The organism is Streptosporangium sp. NPDC000396 (assembly GCF_042898655.1).
GTDB lineage: Bacteria > Actinomycetota > Actinomycetes > Streptosporangiales > Streptosporangiaceae > Streptosporangium.
This window is the reverse complement of the sequence record NZ_JBIAZA010000004.1, coordinates 344,422-361,533: the sequence shown is the minus strand read 5'-3', so window position 1 is coordinate 361,533 and position 17,112 is coordinate 344,422. Positions and strand designations below refer to the sequence as shown.

Below are 17,112 nucleotides of genomic sequence, written 5' to 3'. Positions count from 1 at the left end.
CCACCGGGGGCGCCCCGGTGGCTGGGCCGAACGGGTCAGCGGGAGTAGAACTCCACCACGAGCTGCTCGTCCACCGGGACCGTGATCTGCTCGCGCAGGGGACGGTCCACCACGGTGAACCGGAGGTCGGTGTGGTTGACGTCCAGGTAGGGGGCGATCCGGTCGTCGGCGTAGGTGCCCTCGGCGGCGGCGACGAACGGCTGCATCCCTCGGGACCTCTGCCGCACCGCGATGACCTGGCCCGGCTTGACCAGATAGCTGGGGATGTCCACCTTGCGGCCGTCCACGGTGATGTGACCGTGGGAGACGTACTGGCGTGCCGCGTAAATGGACGGGGCGAAACCCGCGCGCAGGAGAAGCGAGGCCAGACGGCTCTCCAGCAGAACGACCAGCTCGGCTCCGGAACGGCCGGTGCCGCGCACCGCCATGTCCCAGTAGCGGCGCATCTGCCGCTCGGAGACGTCGTAGTACCAGCGCAGTTTCTGCTTCTCCATCAGCCGTAGCCCATAGTCGCCGGTCTGCCGCCGGTTGGTCTTGCGCCCGTGCTCACCCGGCGGGTACGGACGCTCCTCGAAGTAGCGGACGGCCTTGCGGGTCAGCGGGACGCCGGCCCGGCGGGACAGGCGGACCTTGGGTCCGGTGTAGCGCACGGTCACTCCTCTATGGTTAGGCTTACCTTAGTTAGGTAACGCTTACCTTAACTGACCGAGTCCCCCGATCTCAAGGAGAGCCGGACCATGCAGCAGCCCGTCACCGCTCCGCCGATCCCCGAGCGAGTTCGCACGCTGGCCGCCATGGCCGCCCCCACCCACGTGTCCTTCGCCGGTACGGCCCGGCCGGCGACGCCCGCCAGAGGCGGCGTGGACGACGCGGGCCGCCCGGTGCTGCTGGTCCTGCCGGGAGATCCTCTCCACGGCGTGCGCGACGAGCCCGTGGTGACGGTGGACCTGACCGCGAACCGCTCTCTGGGCGAGCGGGAGCTCTCGCGCGGCCTGCTCAAGATGCAGGGGTGGGTGCAGGCCGTACCGGCCGAGGAGGCTCGTCGGACCGCGGTGGCGATCGCCGAGCACTGCCCGGACGAGGCGCTGTTCGACATCCTGGAGGGCACCGACGGCCCGCGGCTGCTCCGTGTCGACGTCGGCCAGGTGATCTATCTCACCGGGCCGGAATCAGGCGTCCTGGACGCCGAAGAGTATTTCGGGGCCGATCCCGACCCCCTGATGAGCGAGGCCGAGCGCATGCTCCGCCACGTCAACAACGTCCACCGGAGCCAGCTGGAGCGCGCGCTGGGCTCCCTGCTCGCCGCGCCGGCCCCCGAGGCCTGGCTCTGGGAGCTCGACCGCTTCGGCGCGACCGTCCGCTCCGGGATCGACCAGCCCACCCTGATCCGCCTGCCCTGGCCCGCCCCGGTCGGCGACGCCGAATCCCTGGAGCGCGCCCTGCGCTGCCTGCTCTGCCACCACTGACTGCGAATCATGGACATGCGGCGCGAGGTGGGCGACACCGGCGTGACGGGCCGCTCTCGGAAGGCGGCGGCCCGCCACACCCACGCCGGGGCCTATCGCCGGTTTCGCGGCGAGCCCCCGCGTGACTCCCAGGAAAAACTCGGCGCGATTCTCGGCATACACCGGAATTGCGTCAAGAAATTATTCTGAGGGCGAATCACCGGCTGTCCGCCCCCACCACCCTGGTGCTCCGAATAACCTCGTCGACGAGCCCGTAGTCCTTGGCCTCGGTGGCCGTGAACCAACGGTCGCGATCCCAGTCGTCCTCGATCTGCTCCAGCGGCTGGCCGGTGTGGAAGGCGAGCCGCTCGCTCATCACCTGCTTGGTGTAGAGCATCTGCTCGGCCTGGATGGCGATGTCGGTGGCGGTGCCGCCGACGCCGCCGGACGGCTGGTGCATCATCACGCGGGCGTGCGGCAGCGCGTACCGCTTGCCGGGCGCGCCCGCGGAGAGCAGGAACTGCCCCATCGAAGCCGCCAGCCCCATGCCGACGGTGGCGACTTCGTTCGGGACGAACTGCATCACGTCATAGATGGCCATGCCTGCCGATATCGAGCCACCGGGCGAGTTGACGTAAAGCCAGATGTCGCGCTGATCGTCGTCGGCGGAGAGCAGCAGCAGCTCACCGCAGATGCGGTTGGCCACCTCGTCGTTCACCTCGGTGCCGAGCACGATGATCCGCTTGCGCAGCAGCCGCTGGTACAGCTGGTCCTCGAACGTGGGCTGTGGACCGGTCATTCTCACCTACCCCGAATCCAGAAATGTATAAACGGTGAATCGATGCGACCATAACGCGGTCCGGCGCCGCGATTTCAGCTCGTTCGCTGACAGCGCTTTTCGCTGACAGCGCAGATCGGGTGAATTCATTTCTCCGGGCTCCGGCTCACCCGCCCGGAGACGGTGAGGCTCCCGCCCGCCTGGGACGGCGGGGCTCCCACCTGCCCGGGGCGGCGGGGCTCCCACCTGCCCGAAGACAGTGAGGCCCCCACCCGCGCACCCCGGGGAAAGCGGCCCCGGGCTCACGCGTCCTGGAGACAGCCGGGCTCCGGCGTGGAAGGCGACCCCGTCGTGTGTGATGATTACGGCACCATGCCCGCGACCATGCCCTTCCGCCTCGCCCGCTCCACGGCTTTCGCCGTGGTGTCCGTCGGGCTGAGCGTGGTCGCGCACGTGTTCGCCGGAGGCACGGTGCCGGCGTGGAGCGCGGCGGGCGCGTTGGCTCTGGTGTTCACGGCGGCGTTTCCGGCAACCGGACGCGAGCGCGGCGTCAGGGTGATCCTGCCCCTCCTCGGAGGCGCGCAGGCGGCGCTCCATCTGCTGTTCACCACGACGGACTCGGCGCTCTTCCACCCGGGCCACGCACACCCGCATTCGGCGGGGCTGCTGCCGGGGCTCGCCATGCTCGTCATGCACGGCTGGGCCGTGGGGCTGACCGCGCTGTGGCTCGCCCGAGGCGAGGCCCTGCTCTGGGCATTGCTGCGGCGGCTGGGCGCACGGCTCGGCCCGGTTCTCGCCGAGCCCTCCCCCGTCCCCGTGCCGCCCTCGGCGGTTCCCCGCTCCGACGGGCCGGTCGTCCTCCGCCCGTCCCTGCTGCGTCACGTGGTGAGCCGGCGCGGCCCTCCCACGCTCCGTCCCGTCACGTCCTTCTGACGAGTTCGTTCCTCCGGCGGTCTCGCCTTCCGGCGACCCCCTCCGTACCCTCCGGCGACCTGGTCTTTGACGATTCCGCTGAGCCGGTCGGGCCGGTTGAGCCGGTCTTCTGGCGACCTCGACGACCTGATCTCCAGGCGACCCGGACTTTTCGGCAATCTCGTCTTCCGGCCGCCTGAGCTTTCGGCGACCTCGTCTTCCGGCCACCTCGCCTTCTGATCATCTCGTCCCCTGGGACCTGACGGGCCCCGCATCTGACGCCCCGGGCCGGACCACCCGGCACCGGGTATTTCACAAGATCTCTCCGGCGTCCTTGGCGCGGCATGTCGAGCACGGCTCCAGCCGCGGCGCCGTACACCTGAAAGGCCTTTTTCATGATCGTTCGTCGTGCTCTTTCCGCTGGGCTGCTGGCGGCCCTGGCCACCACGTCGGTGAGCGCCTGCGGCGCGCAGTCCACCTCGAAGGTGGCCGCACCGGCCTCCGGAAGCACCGCGGCCGCACCGGCCAGCCCCTCCGCCACCGCCCCGCCCCTCACGATCACCGACCCGTGGGTGAAGACCACCAAGGAGGGCATGTCCGCCGCCTTTGGCACCCTGGTCAACAACACCGACGCCGACGTGACCGTCGTCTCCGGGGCCTCTCCGCTGTCGCCGAAGATCGAACTGCACGAGGTGGTCGAGTCCAAGGGGAAGATGGTCATGCGGCCCAAGGAGGGCGGGTTCGTGATCTCCGCCCGGGGCACGCACCAGCTTCAGCCCGGCGGTGACCACATCATGCTGATGGGTGTCACCGAGGAGGTGAAGCCCGGCGCGCAGATCCCCTTCATCCTCACCCTCCAGAACGGCGAGAAGCTGGAGTTCACCGCGGTCGGCAAGGACTTCGCCGGGGGCAAGGAGGACTACCAGCCGGGCATGGACATGGGCAAGGACCACGGCTGATGCGCCAACCCCGACTGACACGCCGGGGACTGCTCACGGGGGGCGCCGTCACAGCGATCGGCGCCCTCGCGGCATGCGCCCCCGAGCAAGCCACTTCCAAGGCCGCCTCCGAGGCGGCACCGAACGCGGCGACAGCGGCCCCGGTCGGCTCGGCCGCCGAATCCTTCCACGGTGTCCATCAGGCCGGAATCGCCACGATGCCGCAGACCCATGCCGCGTTCGTCGGCCTGGACCTGCTGCCCGGCACCGGCCGCGAGGCCATCGTCCGGATGATGCACCTGCTCACCGACGACGTGCGCCGCCTGACCGAGGGGAAACCCGCCCTGGCGGACACCGAACCGGAGCTCGCCGTGCTCCCCTCCCGGCTGACCGTCACCTTCGGGTTCGGTCCCGGCCTGTTCACGGCGGCCGGGGTGGAGGACCAGCGCCCCGAGTCGGTGGCGCCCCTCCCGAAATTCAAGATCGACAAGTTGGAGAAGCGGTGGACGGGCGCGGATCTGCTGCTGCAGATCTGCGCCGACGACGGCGTCACCCTCGCGCACGCCCTGCGCATGACGATCAAGGACGCCCGTTCCTTCGCACGGGTGCGCTGGACCCAGCGGGGATTCCGCCGCAGTCCGCAGGTTCTGACTCCCGGCATGACCCAGCGCAACCTCATGGGCCAGCTCGACGGGACCGTCAACCCCAAGCCGGGCACGTCCGACTTCGACCGGTCCGTGTGGGTCAGCGAGGGCCCGCAATGGCTGCGCGGCGGCACCACGCTGGTGTTGCGGCGCATCCGAGCGGAGCTGGAGACGTGGGACGCCGCCGACCGGGTGGCCAAGGAGTTCTCGGTGGGACGCCGTCTGGACACCGGTGCCCCGCTGACCGGGAGCAAGGAACACGACGAGCCTGACTTCACCAAGCTCACACCGGCCGGATTCCCGGTCATCTCCGAGTACGCCCACATCCGCCGGGCCCGCGTCGAAGACCCGGGCATGCGGATCTTCCGCCGGGTCTACAACTACGACGAGGGGCTGACCCCGGAAGGGCACTCCGACTCCGGGCTGCTGTTCGCCTCCTACCAGGCCGACATCGCCCGGCAGTTCATCCCGATCCAGAAGAGGCTGGCCGAGGCCGACCTGCTGAACGAGTGGACGACGCCGATCGGCTCGGCCGTTTTCGCCATCCCGCCGGGCTGTTCCCCCGGCGGCTGGATCGGTGAAACCCTGCTGTCCTGAGCCGCGTTCCGAGCCTCCAAAGCGCCGATCGATCACCGCACCGGCCAGATCTACCGGATCGAACAGATCGATCGCACCGACCGGATCGACCCCACTGACCAGGTCGACTGCATCGATCGGCACTCTGACCGGCCACCGCATTGATCGATCGGCGCTTTGACCAGCTCGTTCCCTTTCCAGCTCTGCGCCTCTCAACCGGCTGGACCGGCTCCATCAAAACCTCGGCAGGGGACCGTCGCCTTTAGGCGGCGGGGGAATGCCGTCCCCGCCGGGATGTCTTTCCGGTCCTTTCCCCGGACCTGGGGCGGGCGGCGCCGTTACATTGATCGGGTGGTTCCTCGGGTACGCCCTTTCCCCGGCGCGGCGTCTGCCCTCGAATGCTGCGGCGCGTGCTACCCCCGATGCCGCCGCCCCGCTCCGGGGGAGCGCGTCAAGGTGCGCCCTGAGGGGTTGATCCGGGCCAGCCTTGAGCAGCCGATCGGCGCCCCGGTGAGCGGCCGTGCGTAGATCCTATAAATTCCTGCTGCGCCCCACCAGCAAGCAGGCCGCCGCGCTGGCCGCCTGCCTGGAGGACCACCGGGTCCTGTACAACGCGGCGCTGGAACACCGGCGCACCGCCTACCGCAGGGCCGGTGGTCGTTCTCCTCCCAGCAGGCCACCCTGCGCCGCCTGCAGGCGGCGTTCACCGCCTTCTTCACCCGGGTCCGCTCCGGGCGCGCGCCGGGGTTTCCGCGGTTCAAGGGGCGCGGCCGGTTCGACACGGTGACCTGGCCCAGGGACGGCGACGGCTGCCGGTGGGATGCCCAGCCGCACCACCCGGCCGCCACGTTCGTGCGGCTGCAGGGCGTCGGGCAGGTGCGGGTGCACCGGCACCGCCGGGTCAAGGGCCGGGTGAAGACGATCAGCGTCACACGGGAGGGCTCCCGCTGGTTCGTGGTGTTGTCGTGCGACGAGGTGCCCGCCGAGGTGCTGCCCGCCACGGGCGCGGCGGTCGGGATCGACATGGGGGTGGCCTCCCTGGTCACCACCTCGGATGGCGACCCCGTCGACAACCCGCGTCACCTGGCCGCGTCCGCGGATCGGCTCGCGGCGGCACAACGCGCTCTGGCCCGCAAAGAACGCGGGTCCACCCGGCGGCGTAAGGCCGTGGCCCGGCTTGCCGCGCTGCATGCGAAGGTGCGCCGCCAGCGGCTCGATGGCGCGCACAAGGCGGCGCTCGCGCTGGTCGGCGGCTATGACGTGATCGTGTATGAGGACCTGCGGATCGCGAACATGACCCGCAGCGCGTCCGGCACTCTCGAGGCGCCCGGCACGAACGTCGCGGCCAAGTCCGGTTTGAACCGGTCGATCCTGGATGCGGGTTGGGGGGTGTTCCTGCGGGTCCTCGGGTACAAGGCTGAAAGCGCCGGTCGTGAGCTGATCGCAGTCAACCCCGCCAACACCTCCCGCACGTGTGCCCAATGCGGGCACTGCGCTGCGGAGAACCGTGTCAGCCAGGCGGTGTTCCGGTGTACGGCGTGCGGGCATGCCGCGCACGCCGATGTGAACGCGGCCCGCAATATTCTCCGGGCAGGGCTTGCCCTTCGTGAGGCCGCGAAAGCGGCTTAGCGAGAAGCCGCTCCCTTCAGGGAGCGGAGGAGTCACCCCCCGCTCCGCTCGCCGCCGGGAACTTGCCCGCGGCGGGCTTGACCGCCCCGTCGACGAAATCCCCGCGAGCCCTCAGAGCTGGCATGTTTCCCATGACCAGTCCAGATAGGCGGACGTCTCGTCGGTGATGACGCTGTCGATCCCGTACCCCGCCAGGCGTCGCCACGTGCTTTCGTCGTTGGGCGTCCAGGCGTAGACGGCCACGCCGTGGTCGAGATATGCGCGGGCCAGCGTCCGCGTCAGGCTGTCGTGCCTGACCCCGACGAAGGAGAACTGCATGGCGAGCGAGAGCCGCGGTGCCGTCCTCGACAGCAGGCCTTTGCGGGCGGGTATGGACTTGACGGCCTCCAGAGCCGACGGGAAGAACGACATCAGGCTCGCCCATCGGTAGGCGCCGAACCGGCGATAGTCGCTTCGCAGGGCACGCAGGTCCTGGGCGTCCGGAACCTCTTTGAGCTCGATCAGCACTTCCTCGACTCCGCCCTGAAGGAATTCCAGGGCTTCGGACAGGGTCGGCGGGCGCTGGGCGTCCGTGGTGCGGAGCCTGCCGAACCGCGCCAGCGTCATGCCGGAGACCCGGCCCCTGCCCGTGGTGGTCCTGTCGACCAGGTCGTCGTGCATCAGCACCGGATGGTGATCTTTGGTGAAGTGCACGTCGAGCTCGACGCGCGAAGAGCCCGCGTCGAGCGCCTGCTCGAACGCCCCGATCGTGTTCTCCACGGCTTCGGCCCAGTAGCCCCGATGGGACACCACCTCCGGGGTCGAACAGGAGGCGGAGGAAACCGGGCGGGCGACGTCGTGAGTTTCTCCCGCCCCGCCCAGCATCATCGCCCACAGCAGCGAGATCTTCGCGGCCCACCGCAGGATCCCGTTGCCACCGGCCAGAATCCGCGCCGTCCTGGCCCTTCCGCGCCGGTGGACCCGGAACTCTCCCCGGCCGGCGCTCGGGCCGCGCACACCGCTCGCTTGAAATGCCCGGCCCCCGGCCGGCGGGATTCGCCGGAAGCACGAAGTGGACCGCCCCACGGCTACCCGCCCGCCACTTTCCGCAGGCATGTGACCGAGCCCCAGGTGAGCCCGCCGCCCAAGGATCCGGACGCCACCCTGCCCTTGGGGGTCGTGAGGGCCGAGCACGAGCCGGTGATCACGGCGAACCCGGGGCGGCACACACGGTGGACAGGGGCGCGATCCGCGTCATGAACATCTCCCTTGGTCCGCATCGTCTCCGCCGATCCCGGGCCACGGAACGCCAAGCCCTGGCACTTGATCAGCAATGCTCACGCAAAGTAGATGTCCAATTACTTAAAGTACAAACACATGGTCAAGCACTTAAATATTCTTTGCCGTCTCTTTGCCGTCGGCCGATTCGAGCGCCCGGACGGCACGACGGTGCAACGAGGGCCGTCGCCGTTCTCGTCGTGCGCGGCGAGCGACCGAACACGCACGGCACCGGCAGGGCATCAGCGCCGTCGAAGGTCTGCCGGCGGGCGTGACGCGGCCTGTCGATCCGCAGGTACGGCGAGGCGTACTCGCCCTTGGAGCGCAGGTCAGCCCTCATGGATACGGCGAAGCGAAGAGGACGGTGGGGGCACTTATGGACATGGCGGAGTGAAGGGAACATCGGGGAGATACGCACGCCACTGCTCGGCCGTGATGGGCGGATAGGCCATCGCGCACAGCTTCGAGGACAAGGCGCTCACGTCGAGAGGCCACAGCCGGGCGGTGCCGTCCGCGCCGCCCGTGACCAAGGTGCCGCCGTCGGGGCTGAACGCGACGGATTCGACACGCTCGGGATGCCCGGTGAGCGTGCCGAGCGCGACGGGGGCGCGGGGCGAGGAGACGTCCCACAGCCTGACCGTCTTGTCGAAGCCGCCGGAGGCGAGTGTGCGCCCGTCGGGGCTGAAGGCCAGGCCGGAGACCGTGGTGGTGTGTCCCGTGAGCGTGGCCAGCGCCACAGGCCGCGCCGGAACGCTCGTGTCCCACAGCCGCACGGTGCCGTCCGCACCACCGGTGGCCAGCACGCGCCCGCTGCGGGCGACGGCGTACAGGCCGCCCGTGTGCCCGGTCATGGTGGCCAGCACCGAGGCGCGGCGAGGGTCGGCCACGTCCCACAGCCGCGCCGTCCCGTCGAGGCTCGCCGAGACGAGCGTGCGACCGTCGGGGCCGAACACGAGCGCGGACACCGAAGCGGCGTGGCCGGGGAGCGTGGCCACGGCCGCAGGCCGCCGGGGGTCGCGGACGTCCCACAGCTTGATCACGCGGTCGGCCCCGCCGGTGGCGAGCAGTGCGCCCGCCGGGTCGAAGGCGACCGCCAGCACGTTGTCGCTGTGGCCTCGCAGGATCGTGGCCGGGGTTTTGGGGGCGGACAGGTCCCACAGCCCGATCGTGTAGTCGAGGCTGCCGGTGGCCAGCAGGCGTCCGCGCGGGTCAAACCCGGTGGCCACCACGTAGTCGTCGTGACCGCCCAGCGCCACCGGCGGCGCGGGGCGGCCGCCCACGGTCCACAGCCGTGCGCCGTCAGCGGTGCCCGTGACCAGCGAGCGGCCGCCGGGGGCGAAGGCCGCCGCGTAGACCCGCCCTGGATGCCCCGCCATCGCAAGCGCGGACAGGTCCCACAACCTGGCCATGGTGTCCTTGCTCCCCGAGGCGAGCGTGCGGCCGTCGGGACTGAAGGCGACCGTGTAGACGATGTCGCCGTGCCCGTTCAGGATGAGCGGAAGCCGCTCGGCGAGCGGGGTCGAGACATCCCACAGGCGGACGGTGAGGTCGTAGCTGCCGCTGGCGAGGGTCCGCCCGTCGGGGCTGAACCCGAGCGCGATGACGCCGTTGGCGTGGCCGTTGAGGACGGTGAGCGTCTTGCGCGTCTTCAGGTCCCACAGCCTGATCGTGTTGTCGAACGCACCGGTCGCGAGCAGGCGGCCGTCAGGGCTGAACGCGGCGGACAGGACAGGCCCCGTGTGCCCTTCGAGGGTGGTCACGGCGCGGGGCCTGCGCGGGTCGGCGACGTCCCAGAGCCGGATCACCCGGTCCGCCCCCGCCGTGACGAGGCTGCGCCCGTCGGGGCTGAACACCGCGGCCGACAACCCGTCGCGATGTCCTCGCTGCACGGCCAGCAGCTGGGGAGCCCGGGGGTCGGCCACGTCCCACAGGCGCGCGGTCCTGTCGTAGCTCGCGCTGGCCAGGACCCGCCCGTCGCCGCGGAACGCCACGCGGCGGACCGTGTCCCCGTGTCCTTCGAGGGTGGCCAGCGCGGCCGGGTGGCGCGGATCGGTCACATCCCACAGCCGGATCACCCGATCCACCCCCGCGGTCGCCAGAGTGCGCCCGTCGGGACTGAACGCGGCCGTCAGCGCCCCGCCCTGATGCGCGGACAGCGCGGCGAGCGGGCGCGGCCTGTGCGGGTCGGCCGTGTCCCACACCCGCACCACGCCCTCGTCACCCGCGGTGGCCATGAGGCGGCCTCCGGGAGCGAACGCGGCGGCGTACACGGTGCCCGTGTGGCCGGTCAGCCTCGTGGCGTACGGCTCGGCCGACAGGCTCAGCACTCCGCCGCGCGCCTCCACGGTGGGCGCGAGCCGGTAGGCGGCCACGCTGAGCTGGACGGCGAGCGCCGGATCGGCCTGCCGCAGGGCGACGGTCTCGGCCGCGACCTTTCTGGACAGCGCCTCGTCGCGCTGCCTGGTGGCGGTCCGCTGCGCCTGGAAGGCCACACCGGAGGAGACGAGGGCGAGGGCCAGCAGTACGAGGAGCGCGGTGACGGCCTGGTAGAGGCGGCGCACCCGGCGGCGCGCGTGTCCGGTGCCCGCCTGCAGGAACTCCCGCGCCGACGGCGGCACCCCGTGCCCGTGCGCCTGCGCCCACTCCTGGGCGGCCAGCAGCCGGGTCCCCCGGTAGAGCGCGTCGGGGTCGCGCTGGTCGCGCCGCCATGACTCGGCGTCGGCGACCAGCCTGCGGCCTACGAACAGCCCGACGCGGTCGGCGTCGATCCAGCCCTTCAGCAGAGGCCAGGCCGACAACAGCGCCTCATGCGTGATCTCGACGGTGCCCTCGTCGATCGTGATCAGCCGCTGGGCGACGAAACGGTCGAGCACGGTCGCCGTCTCGGGGTCCTCGGCGAGCAGCTCGGCCGTGGCGGCCCTGCGACGGGTGTCGGCGGTGTCCGGGGCCACGTGGACCAGGTGGAGGAAGAGGCGGCGGGCCAGCTCCTGCTGCCCGCCCGTCAGGTCGTCGTAGACGTCGCCCGCGCTGGCCGCGATGGCTCCCTCGATGCCGCCCACCTCGCGATAGCCGGCGACGGTGAGCCTGCGACCCTGGCCCTGGAGCCAGGCGGCGTACAGCGCGTGGGACAGCAGCGGCAGCACGCCCGTGTCGTGGGCGCGGCTCGCCTCGCGTAGCAGCAGCTCGACCAGCCCGTCCTCGACGTCGATCCGCGCCTTGCGCGCCGGCTCCACGATGGCCTCGCGCATCTCCTCCCCGGTCATCGGTCCCACGACGAGCTGCCTCTCCTGGACCGCCTTCAGGAGTTCGGGACGGCGCAGCACATGGCCGTAGAAGTCCGCGCGCAGCCCCGCCACGACGATCGCGCCGTCCGCGGCCGCCTCCAGCAGCGCGGCGATGAAGGCGTCGCGCCGCTCCTCTCCATCGAACGCGATTCCGTCGAACGCGGTGAAGACCTCCTCGAACTGGTCGACGACCAGCACGAGGCCCGGCGTCCCCTTCAGCTCGGGCGCGGGCACGGTGGCGGGGGTGAGCAGCGTCACGGGGCGTCCATCCGCCCGCAGCGCGGCGATCAGTCCGGCGCGCAGCAGCGAGGACTTGCCCGATCCGGACGCGCCCACCACGAACTGCACGCCGCCGCCGTCCAGTTCGGCCACGCGGGCGAGGAGCCTGCCGGTCAGTGCCGCGCGGCCGAAGAACCACTCGGCGTGCTCGGCCTGGAACCCGGCCAGCCCCCGATACGGCTCGATCCCTCCCGTCCTGCGTCCGGGCGCCCGCCGTACTCGCTGCCAGGCCAGCAGCCACTCCTCCACCAGCTCGGGGTCGTCGGTGCCGCAGACCTTCAGCACGCGGGTGAACAGGTCGCGCAGGGCGAGCGAGGGCAGCCCTCTGCCGGCGAACCAGTCGCCGATCGTGCTGTGCGCGCCGGGGCTGCCCGCCAGCGCCGCCACCTGCCGAACCGTCAGGCCTTCCCGGTCACGCAGGGCGGACAGCCGTCTGGCGAAGTCGTCTCGGGTGCGGATGGCCGAGGGGTACTCGGTCACGGGGTCGGGCACGGCGTTCCTTCCTTCAGGTCATCAGGAAGTCGCGCTGGGGACGCGGAGAGTTACACCGTGTACGGGCCTGTACGGATAATGGCCGTTCGCTTCCCCGTCCCGGTTCTCCCAGCCGATGGTCGGGGCGAGGCGGTCTCACCGTCTCTCCCACCCGTCGAAGAGGAGGAATCAGCCATGCGCTCGATGACCCGTCGTCTGCTGTCCCTGGGAACCGGTCTGGCGCTGGCCGCGACCGGCCTGATCGGTGTACGGCCCGCCGCCGCGGCGGGCCCGATCGACGACTGCGCGAACAGCGGCTCCTGGGCCCGCGGCGGCACGTGGCGGCTGAGGAGCACCATGTTCGTCCCCGGCGACCGCAAACTGAATTGGGCACCCGTACGGGCACTGCGTGTGGGGGACGTTCTGCGTTTCAGGGCTTCGGGCAGCACCCAGATCGCGACCTGGGGCGACCACAAGGGCCCGTGGGGCAACGGCTGGGACGACCCGGCCCCCGGCGACGGCCGCTGGCCCGCCGCGGGCGAGCCGAAGTACGCGCTGCTCGTCCGCCCCTATCTTGCCAACGTGATGGTGGTCAGCGGCGACGTCCGCGGCCAGCGCCTGAACTCGGGAGACTGGTACACCGTGGGCACCGACAGCGACTGTCTGAGGGTCACCGCGACCATGACGCACCCCAGGCACATCCCGCAGTTCGAGTTCAAGGTCAACGACGCCAACCTCGGCGACAACAACGACGGGTTCAACGTGTCCATCCGCCTGTGGCGCAACTGCCCGGGATCGATCGACCCGGACTGCTGAGCCTCCTGCTCGAATCGGCGCAGATTTCTCAGGGCCATGCTTGGGAAAGCAGAGCGGCGCCTGGGATAGCGGGACGGCGCCCGAGAAAGCAGGGCAGTACCCGAGAAAGCAGGACGGTGCCCGAGAAAGCGGTGACCGCATACCTTCACCGGGTTCGTGGTGTTTCCGGGCGCCGGTACGGCGAGCGGCGGCACGGGCATGACCGGCGCCTTCGAACGGCGCGCAACCCGGTAGACCTTCCCGGTCACAACAGAAAGAGGGCGGGCGGCCTCCACGCCGCCCGTCCTGCGGGTGCCGCGTTTACCTTCCGCGCCTTCCGCCGCCGTCGTAAGCCCTACCGGGTCCCGCCACCGGGCGACGTCGTCATGGGCCCTACCGGGTCCCGGTGGCGAGGCGGGCGCGGAGCGTGCGCAGCGCGTCGTCGATCAGTTCGGGATCGTCGGTCTCCAGGCCGTACACGATGTCCCGCGCCGGGTCGGCCAGCATCCAGAATTCGAGCTTCGCCGCCAGCCGCTCGGTGAATGGCAGACCGCGGAAGGACTGCACCCGCCGTACGAAATCCGGCCCCGCCTCGGCCCACAGGTAGGACAGGTCGTAGTCGGGATCTCCGACCTCGGCGTCGCCGAAGTCGATGAGCCCGGTGATCTCGTCACCGGTGACCAGCAGGTGATCCAGGCTCACGTCGCCGTGCGTCATCGTCGGCTCGTAGGCGAAGTTGGCGTCGTCGTCGAGGTAGCCCTCCCAGGCCGCGGCCAGCGCCTTCCCCTCCCCCACCGTCAGCCGGGGAAGCACCTCTTCCCTGATCGCGGACAGGTCTTCGGCGAACTCCTCCCGCAGATCCCATACCGGCGCCCCCAGGCTCTCCGCCTTGTCCGCCGGGAACGCGTGGATGACGTCGAGTGCCGAGGCGATCTGCCTCGCCGGCCCCGGCAGGTCCGGCAGCCCTCGCGTGTGCCACTGCTCGGGCGAGAGCACCTCCCCCGGGATCAGGTGATAGCCGCAGAAGGAGCCGGGCCCGAGCGGGTTGGGCGCGGTGAACAGGAACCGCGGGATCGCCAGGTCCAGAACGAGCTCAGGGAGCAGCCGCGCCTCCCGCTCGACGCTCTCGGCCCCGTCGTCGTTCTTCGGAAACCGCAGCACGATCTCCTGGTTCAGGAGCAACGTCACGTTGTCCAGCCCCGCACCCAGCGGCTGCAACGAGGCGTCCCTCAGCTCGGGCAACACGCCACCGAGCGCGCTCCTGACCCTCGGCTCCCAATCATCCGGCAACGACACATCCCTGATCATGGCCACACCGTATCCAAAAAGGCGCCGTCGCGATTGTCATTATTTCCGCCACCCACCACCCGGCGCCTTGGCCGTTGACCGGGCGTACTGCTTCCCTTCGACTGCCACCTCTCGCCGTTGCATTATTGTGTGACACACACTATTGTGACGCACATGCTAAGCGACGAGCTTCTCTCGGCACACCTTCAGGAACTCCGCCGGGGGACCGTCGTGCTCGCCTGCCTGCTCATCCTGAAGCAGCCGAACTACGGATATGCGCTGCTCGACCTGCTCGACCGGCGCGGCTTCGCCGTTGACGCCAACACCCTCTACCCACTCCTGCGCCGCCTTGAGAAGCAGGGGCTCCTGACCAGCGACTGGAACACCGAAGAGTCCCGGCCGCGCAAGTTCTACCGCACGAGCGCCGAAGGCCTCGCACTCGCCGACACCCTGAGCCACGACTGGGATGCGCTTCACGCCGCATTCCGCACCCTGAAGGGCGAGCCATGACATCCCCTGCGACCACCACGGTGACCACCACACGCACCCTCACCGATCGCTACGTCGAAGCGACCCTGCGCCGCCTGCCCGGGAGACAGCGCCCCGACATCGAGAAGGAACTCCGCGCGTCGATCGCGGACGCCGTCGACGACCGCCTCGACGCCGGAAGCGATCCCGCCGAAGCGGAGCTCGCGGTGCTCACCGAACTCGGCGACCCGGTACGGCTGGCCGCCGGCTACGCGGATCGCCCGCTCCAGCTCATCGGCCCCGGGCTCTATCTCGGCTACACGCGACTGCTGACCGCCCTGCTCGCGACGATCGTGCCCACCGCCGCCGCAGCCGTCGGACTCGTGCGGGGCCTGCAGGGCGCCCCCGCCCTCCGCGTGATCGGCGACGCCCTCGGCGCGGCGCTCACGGCGGGCATCCACATCGCCTTCTGGACGACGCTCGTCTTCGCCATCATCGAACGCACCGCCGCTCCGCGCCGGACGCCCGCACGGCCCTGGACCCCCGCCGCGCTCCCGGAGCCGCCCAGCCGCCGCGCCCGGTACGGCGAGCTGATCACCCTGACCGTCATGACGGTCCTGTTCACGACCTTCATCCTGCTCTCGCCGGTGGTGAGCACCGAGACGGACGCGAACGGAGATCCCGTCGGCCTGCTCTCGCCCTGGCTGTGGGAGACCGGTGTCGTCTACCTCTTCATCGCCCTCGTGGTCGTCAGCCTCGGCTTCTCGTTCGCGAAGCACTACGTGCCCTGGAGCGTTCCCCTGGCCATCACCGGGTCGCTCGCCGACATCACCTGCCCGATCGCGCTGATCTGGCTCGCCACCAACGACAAGGTGCTCAACCCGGCCTTCACCGAGGCGGCCGGGTGGTCGCCGGCCGTACCGCAGTGGGTCAGAACGGTACTCATCGTGATCTCCATCGGCTCGCTCGTCCTCACTGTCGCCGAGAGGATCGCCCAGTCGCGCCGCCGCTGAACGGTCACGAATCCCCGCTTCTCGAAGAACCGCTCTGGGACTCCGAAGAATCACGTCGGCCCTCGAAAACCACGTCGCCCCTCCAAAGAACCACGCCGCTCGAAGCCGCCGGTGCGATGTCCGCTGCCTGCCGCCCGGCGACAGTCCCGATCATCACCGAAACGAACCGAAACAAGGAGCTCTCGTGAAAGCGATCGTCTACAAGGAGTACGGCTCAGCCGAGGTCCTGCGGTACACCGACGTCGACAAGCCCGCCGTCGGCGACGACCAGGTGCTCGTACGGGTCCGCGCGGCCTCGATCAACTACGCCGACCGGGCCATCATGCACGGCTCCCCCAGCATCATGCGCCTAGCGTTCGGACTCCGGCGCCCGAAGGAGACCATCCTGGGCCGCGACATCGCCGGGACGGTGGAGGCGGTCGGGGCGAAAGTGACGCGCTTCCGGGTCGGCGACGAGGTATTCGGCGAGATGAACCAGCGGGGCTTCGCCGAGTACGTGGCGGCACCGGAAACACACCTGGCCCCGAAACCCGCAGGGGTGACGTTCGAGCAGGCGGCCACCCTGCCCGTGGCGGCGACGACCGCGCTGCGGGCGTTACGGCTCGGCGAGGTCGGTCCCGGCCGGACGGTGCTCGTCAACGGAGCCTCCGGCGGGGTCGGCACCTTCACAGTGCAGCTCGCCAACGCGCTCGGCGCGAAGGTGACCGGCGTCTGCAGCACCCGCAACGCGGAGCTGGTGCGCTCCATCGGCGCCCATCACGTGATCGACTACACCCGCGAGGACCTCATCCCAGGCACGGGCCGAGACACGGGTCGTGACGTCACCCGGGGCACAGGCCGTGACGTCACCCGAGACACGGACCGAGACACCACCCAAGGCGCAGGCCATGACGTCAGCCGTGACGCGGGGCGAGACGCGGGCCGGTTCGACGTCATCGTCGACCTGGCGGGCAACTATCGGATCTCCGAGTTCCGCCGGCTGCTCACCCCGAAAGGTGTCTACATCTCCTCCAGCGGCACCGGCGGCCCGATGCTCGGCCCCCTGCCACGACTGCTCGCCGCCGCCGTCATCTCACCGTTCGTGAGCCAGAAGCTCCGCGGGCTGTACGTCAAGCGCAGCACCGAGGACCTGACCCACCTCGCCGAACTCGTCGCAACAGGAAAGATCACCCCGGTGATCCAACAGACGTATCCCCTGGGCGAGACCGCCGCCGCCATCCACTCCCTCGAAACAGAACACGCCCGCGGCAAAGTCGTCCTCACACTGTGAACCCGCCTCAACCCGCCCTTTCAAGAGTCTTCAGCAAGCCGTACGACCCGAACTCTCCACCGCCGC

The 17,112-nt window shown here is 70.4% G+C and carries 16 protein-coding genes; 11 read left to right on the top strand and 5 right to left on the bottom strand.

Annotated elements, in window-relative coordinates:
• Window positions 1-35: 35 nt before the first annotated feature.
• On the bottom strand, window positions 36-650 hold the full coding sequence (rpsD, locus tag ACFY2X_RS08800; protein WP_389934495.1) for a 30S ribosomal protein S4: 615 nt from the start codon (window positions 648-650) through the stop codon (window positions 36-38).
• A gap of 87 nt (window positions 651-737) precedes the next feature.
• Between rpsD and ACFY2X_RS08795 the strand changes: the two genes are divergently transcribed.
• Window positions 738-1,466: a DUF2470 domain-containing protein gene (locus ACFY2X_RS08795; RefSeq protein ID WP_389934492.1), complete on the top strand. Its 729-nt coding sequence runs from the start codon at window positions 738-740 to the stop codon at window positions 1,464-1,466.
• Window positions 1,467-1,475: 9 nt separating this feature from the next.
• Window positions 1,476-1,655, top strand: coding sequence for a hypothetical protein (locus tag ACFY2X_RS08790; RefSeq protein WP_389934489.1), 180 nt, complete (start codon window positions 1,476-1,478; stop codon window positions 1,653-1,655).
• 7 nt (window positions 1,656-1,662) lie between these two features.
• Here the strand turns inward: ACFY2X_RS08790 and ACFY2X_RS08785 are convergent, their stop codons facing one another.
• Window positions 1,663-2,244: an ATP-dependent Clp protease proteolytic subunit gene (locus ACFY2X_RS08785; RefSeq protein WP_389934486.1), complete on the bottom strand. Its 582-nt coding sequence runs from the start codon at window positions 2,242-2,244 to the stop codon at window positions 1,663-1,665.
• Between the two features lie 330 nt (window positions 2,245-2,574).
• On the opposite strand from ACFY2X_RS08785, the gene ACFY2X_RS08780 reads away from it, so the two are divergent.
• From ACFY2X_RS08780 to ACFY2X_RS08760, 5 genes are all read left to right on the top strand, one after another.
• A complete protein-coding gene (locus ACFY2X_RS08780; protein WP_389934483.1) occupies window positions 2,575-3,156 on the top strand; it encodes an MFS transporter in 582 nt (193 codons plus the stop codon).
• Between the two features lie 374 nt (window positions 3,157-3,530).
• A complete protein-coding gene (locus tag ACFY2X_RS08775) occupies window positions 3,531-4,094 on the top strand; it encodes a copper chaperone PCu(A)C (RefSeq protein WP_389934481.1) in 564 nt (187 codons plus the stop codon).
• Complete coding sequence (locus ACFY2X_RS08770) at window positions 4,094-5,314, top strand: Dyp-type peroxidase (protein WP_389934478.1); 1,221 nt, start codon at window positions 4,094-4,096, stop codon at window positions 5,312-5,314. Before ACFY2X_RS08775 ends, ACFY2X_RS08770 begins: the two co-directional genes overlap by 1 nt.
• 499 nt (window positions 5,315-5,813) lie before the next feature.
• Window positions 5,814-6,080, top strand: coding sequence for a helix-turn-helix domain-containing protein (locus ACFY2X_RS08765; protein WP_389934475.1), 267 nt, complete (start codon window positions 5,814-5,816; stop codon window positions 6,078-6,080).
• Window positions 5,975-6,922 carry an RNA-guided endonuclease InsQ/TnpB family protein gene (locus ACFY2X_RS08760; protein WP_389934789.1) on the top strand — a complete coding sequence of 316 codons (948 nt, stop codon included), beginning with the start codon at window positions 5,975-5,977 and terminating at the stop codon, window positions 6,920-6,922. The genes ACFY2X_RS08765 and ACFY2X_RS08760 overlap by 106 nt, the downstream gene beginning before the upstream one ends.
• A 111-nt stretch (window positions 6,923-7,033) precedes the next feature.
• On the opposite strand, the gene ACFY2X_RS08755 is transcribed toward ACFY2X_RS08760, so the two are convergent.
• Both ACFY2X_RS08755 and ACFY2X_RS08750 read right to left on the bottom strand, forming a co-directional pair.
• Window positions 7,034-7,918: a glycerophosphodiester phosphodiesterase gene (locus ACFY2X_RS08755; protein WP_389934472.1), complete on the bottom strand. Its 885-nt coding sequence runs from the start codon at window positions 7,916-7,918 to the stop codon at window positions 7,034-7,036.
• 635 nt (window positions 7,919-8,553) lie between these two features.
• Entirely contained in the window at window positions 8,554-12,234 is a 3,681-nt protein-coding gene (locus ACFY2X_RS08750) for a helix-turn-helix domain-containing protein (protein WP_389934469.1), read from the bottom strand.
• 174 nt (window positions 12,235-12,408) lie between these two features.
• Here ACFY2X_RS08750 and ACFY2X_RS08745 point away from each other — a divergent pair, with 174 nt between their 5' ends.
• Complete coding sequence (locus tag ACFY2X_RS08745) at window positions 12,409-13,029, top strand: hypothetical protein (RefSeq protein ID WP_389934466.1); 621 nt, start codon at window positions 12,409-12,411, stop codon at window positions 13,027-13,029.
• Between the two features lie 372 nt (window positions 13,030-13,401).
• On the opposite strand, the gene ACFY2X_RS08740 is transcribed toward ACFY2X_RS08745, so the two are convergent.
• A complete protein-coding gene (locus ACFY2X_RS08740; protein ID WP_389934463.1) occupies window positions 13,402-14,316 on the bottom strand; it encodes a phosphotransferase in 915 nt (304 codons plus the stop codon).
• 153 nt (window positions 14,317-14,469) lie between these two features.
• Between ACFY2X_RS08740 and ACFY2X_RS08735 the strand changes: the two genes are divergently transcribed.
• The 3 genes from ACFY2X_RS08735 to ACFY2X_RS08725 all read left to right on the top strand — a co-directional run bounded on the left by ACFY2X_RS08735 (window position 14,470) and on the right by ACFY2X_RS08725 (window position 17,046).
• The gene (locus ACFY2X_RS08735) at window positions 14,470-14,805 is read left to right on the top strand and encodes a PadR family transcriptional regulator (RefSeq protein WP_389934460.1); all 336 of its coding nucleotides are present in this window, start codon (window positions 14,470-14,472) and stop codon (window positions 14,803-14,805) included.
• Window positions 14,802-15,776 carry a permease prefix domain 1-containing protein gene (locus ACFY2X_RS08730; RefSeq protein WP_389934457.1) on the top strand — a complete coding sequence of 325 codons (975 nt, stop codon included), beginning with the start codon at window positions 14,802-14,804 and terminating at the stop codon, window positions 15,774-15,776. Before ACFY2X_RS08735 ends, ACFY2X_RS08730 begins: the two co-directional genes overlap by 4 nt.
• A 184-nt stretch (window positions 15,777-15,960) precedes the next feature.
• The gene (locus tag ACFY2X_RS08725) at window positions 15,961-17,046 is read left to right on the top strand and encodes an NAD(P)-dependent alcohol dehydrogenase (RefSeq protein WP_389934454.1); all 1,086 of its coding nucleotides are present in this window, start codon (window positions 15,961-15,963) and stop codon (window positions 17,044-17,046) included.
• Window positions 17,047-17,112 lie beyond the last annotated feature (66 nt).

What these genes read in the sequence shown, in the direction of transcription:
- ACFY2X_RS08795 (WP_389934492.1), top strand. Translation starts at nt 738, where the DNA reads ATGCAGCAGCCCGTCACCGCTCCGCCGATCCCCGAGCGAGTTCGCACG.
- ACFY2X_RS08790 (WP_389934489.1), top strand. Translation starts at nt 1,476, where the DNA reads ATGGACATGCGGCGCGAGGTGGGCGACACCGGCGTGACGGGCCGCTCT.
- ACFY2X_RS08785 (WP_389934486.1), bottom strand. Translation starts at nt 2,244, where the DNA reads ATGACCGGTCCACAGCCCACGTTCGAGGACCAGCTGTACCAGCGGCTG.
- ACFY2X_RS08775 (WP_389934481.1), top strand. Translation starts at nt 3,531, where the DNA reads ATGATCGTTCGTCGTGCTCTTTCCGCTGGGCTGCTGGCGGCCCTGGCC.
- ACFY2X_RS08770 (WP_389934478.1), top strand. Translation starts at nt 4,094, where the DNA reads ATGCGCCAACCCCGACTGACACGCCGGGGACTGCTCACGGGGGGCGCC.
- ACFY2X_RS08745 (WP_389934466.1), top strand. Translation starts at nt 12,409, where the DNA reads ATGCGCTCGATGACCCGTCGTCTGCTGTCCCTGGGAACCGGTCTGGCG.
- ACFY2X_RS08740 (WP_389934463.1), bottom strand. Translation starts at nt 14,316, where the DNA reads ATGATCAGGGATGTGTCGTTGCCGGATGATTGGGAGCCGAGGGTCAGG.
- ACFY2X_RS08735 (WP_389934460.1), top strand. Translation starts at nt 14,470, where the DNA reads ATGCTAAGCGACGAGCTTCTCTCGGCACACCTTCAGGAACTCCGCCGG.
- ACFY2X_RS08730 (WP_389934457.1), top strand. Translation starts at nt 14,802, where the DNA reads ATGACATCCCCTGCGACCACCACGGTGACCACCACACGCACCCTCACC.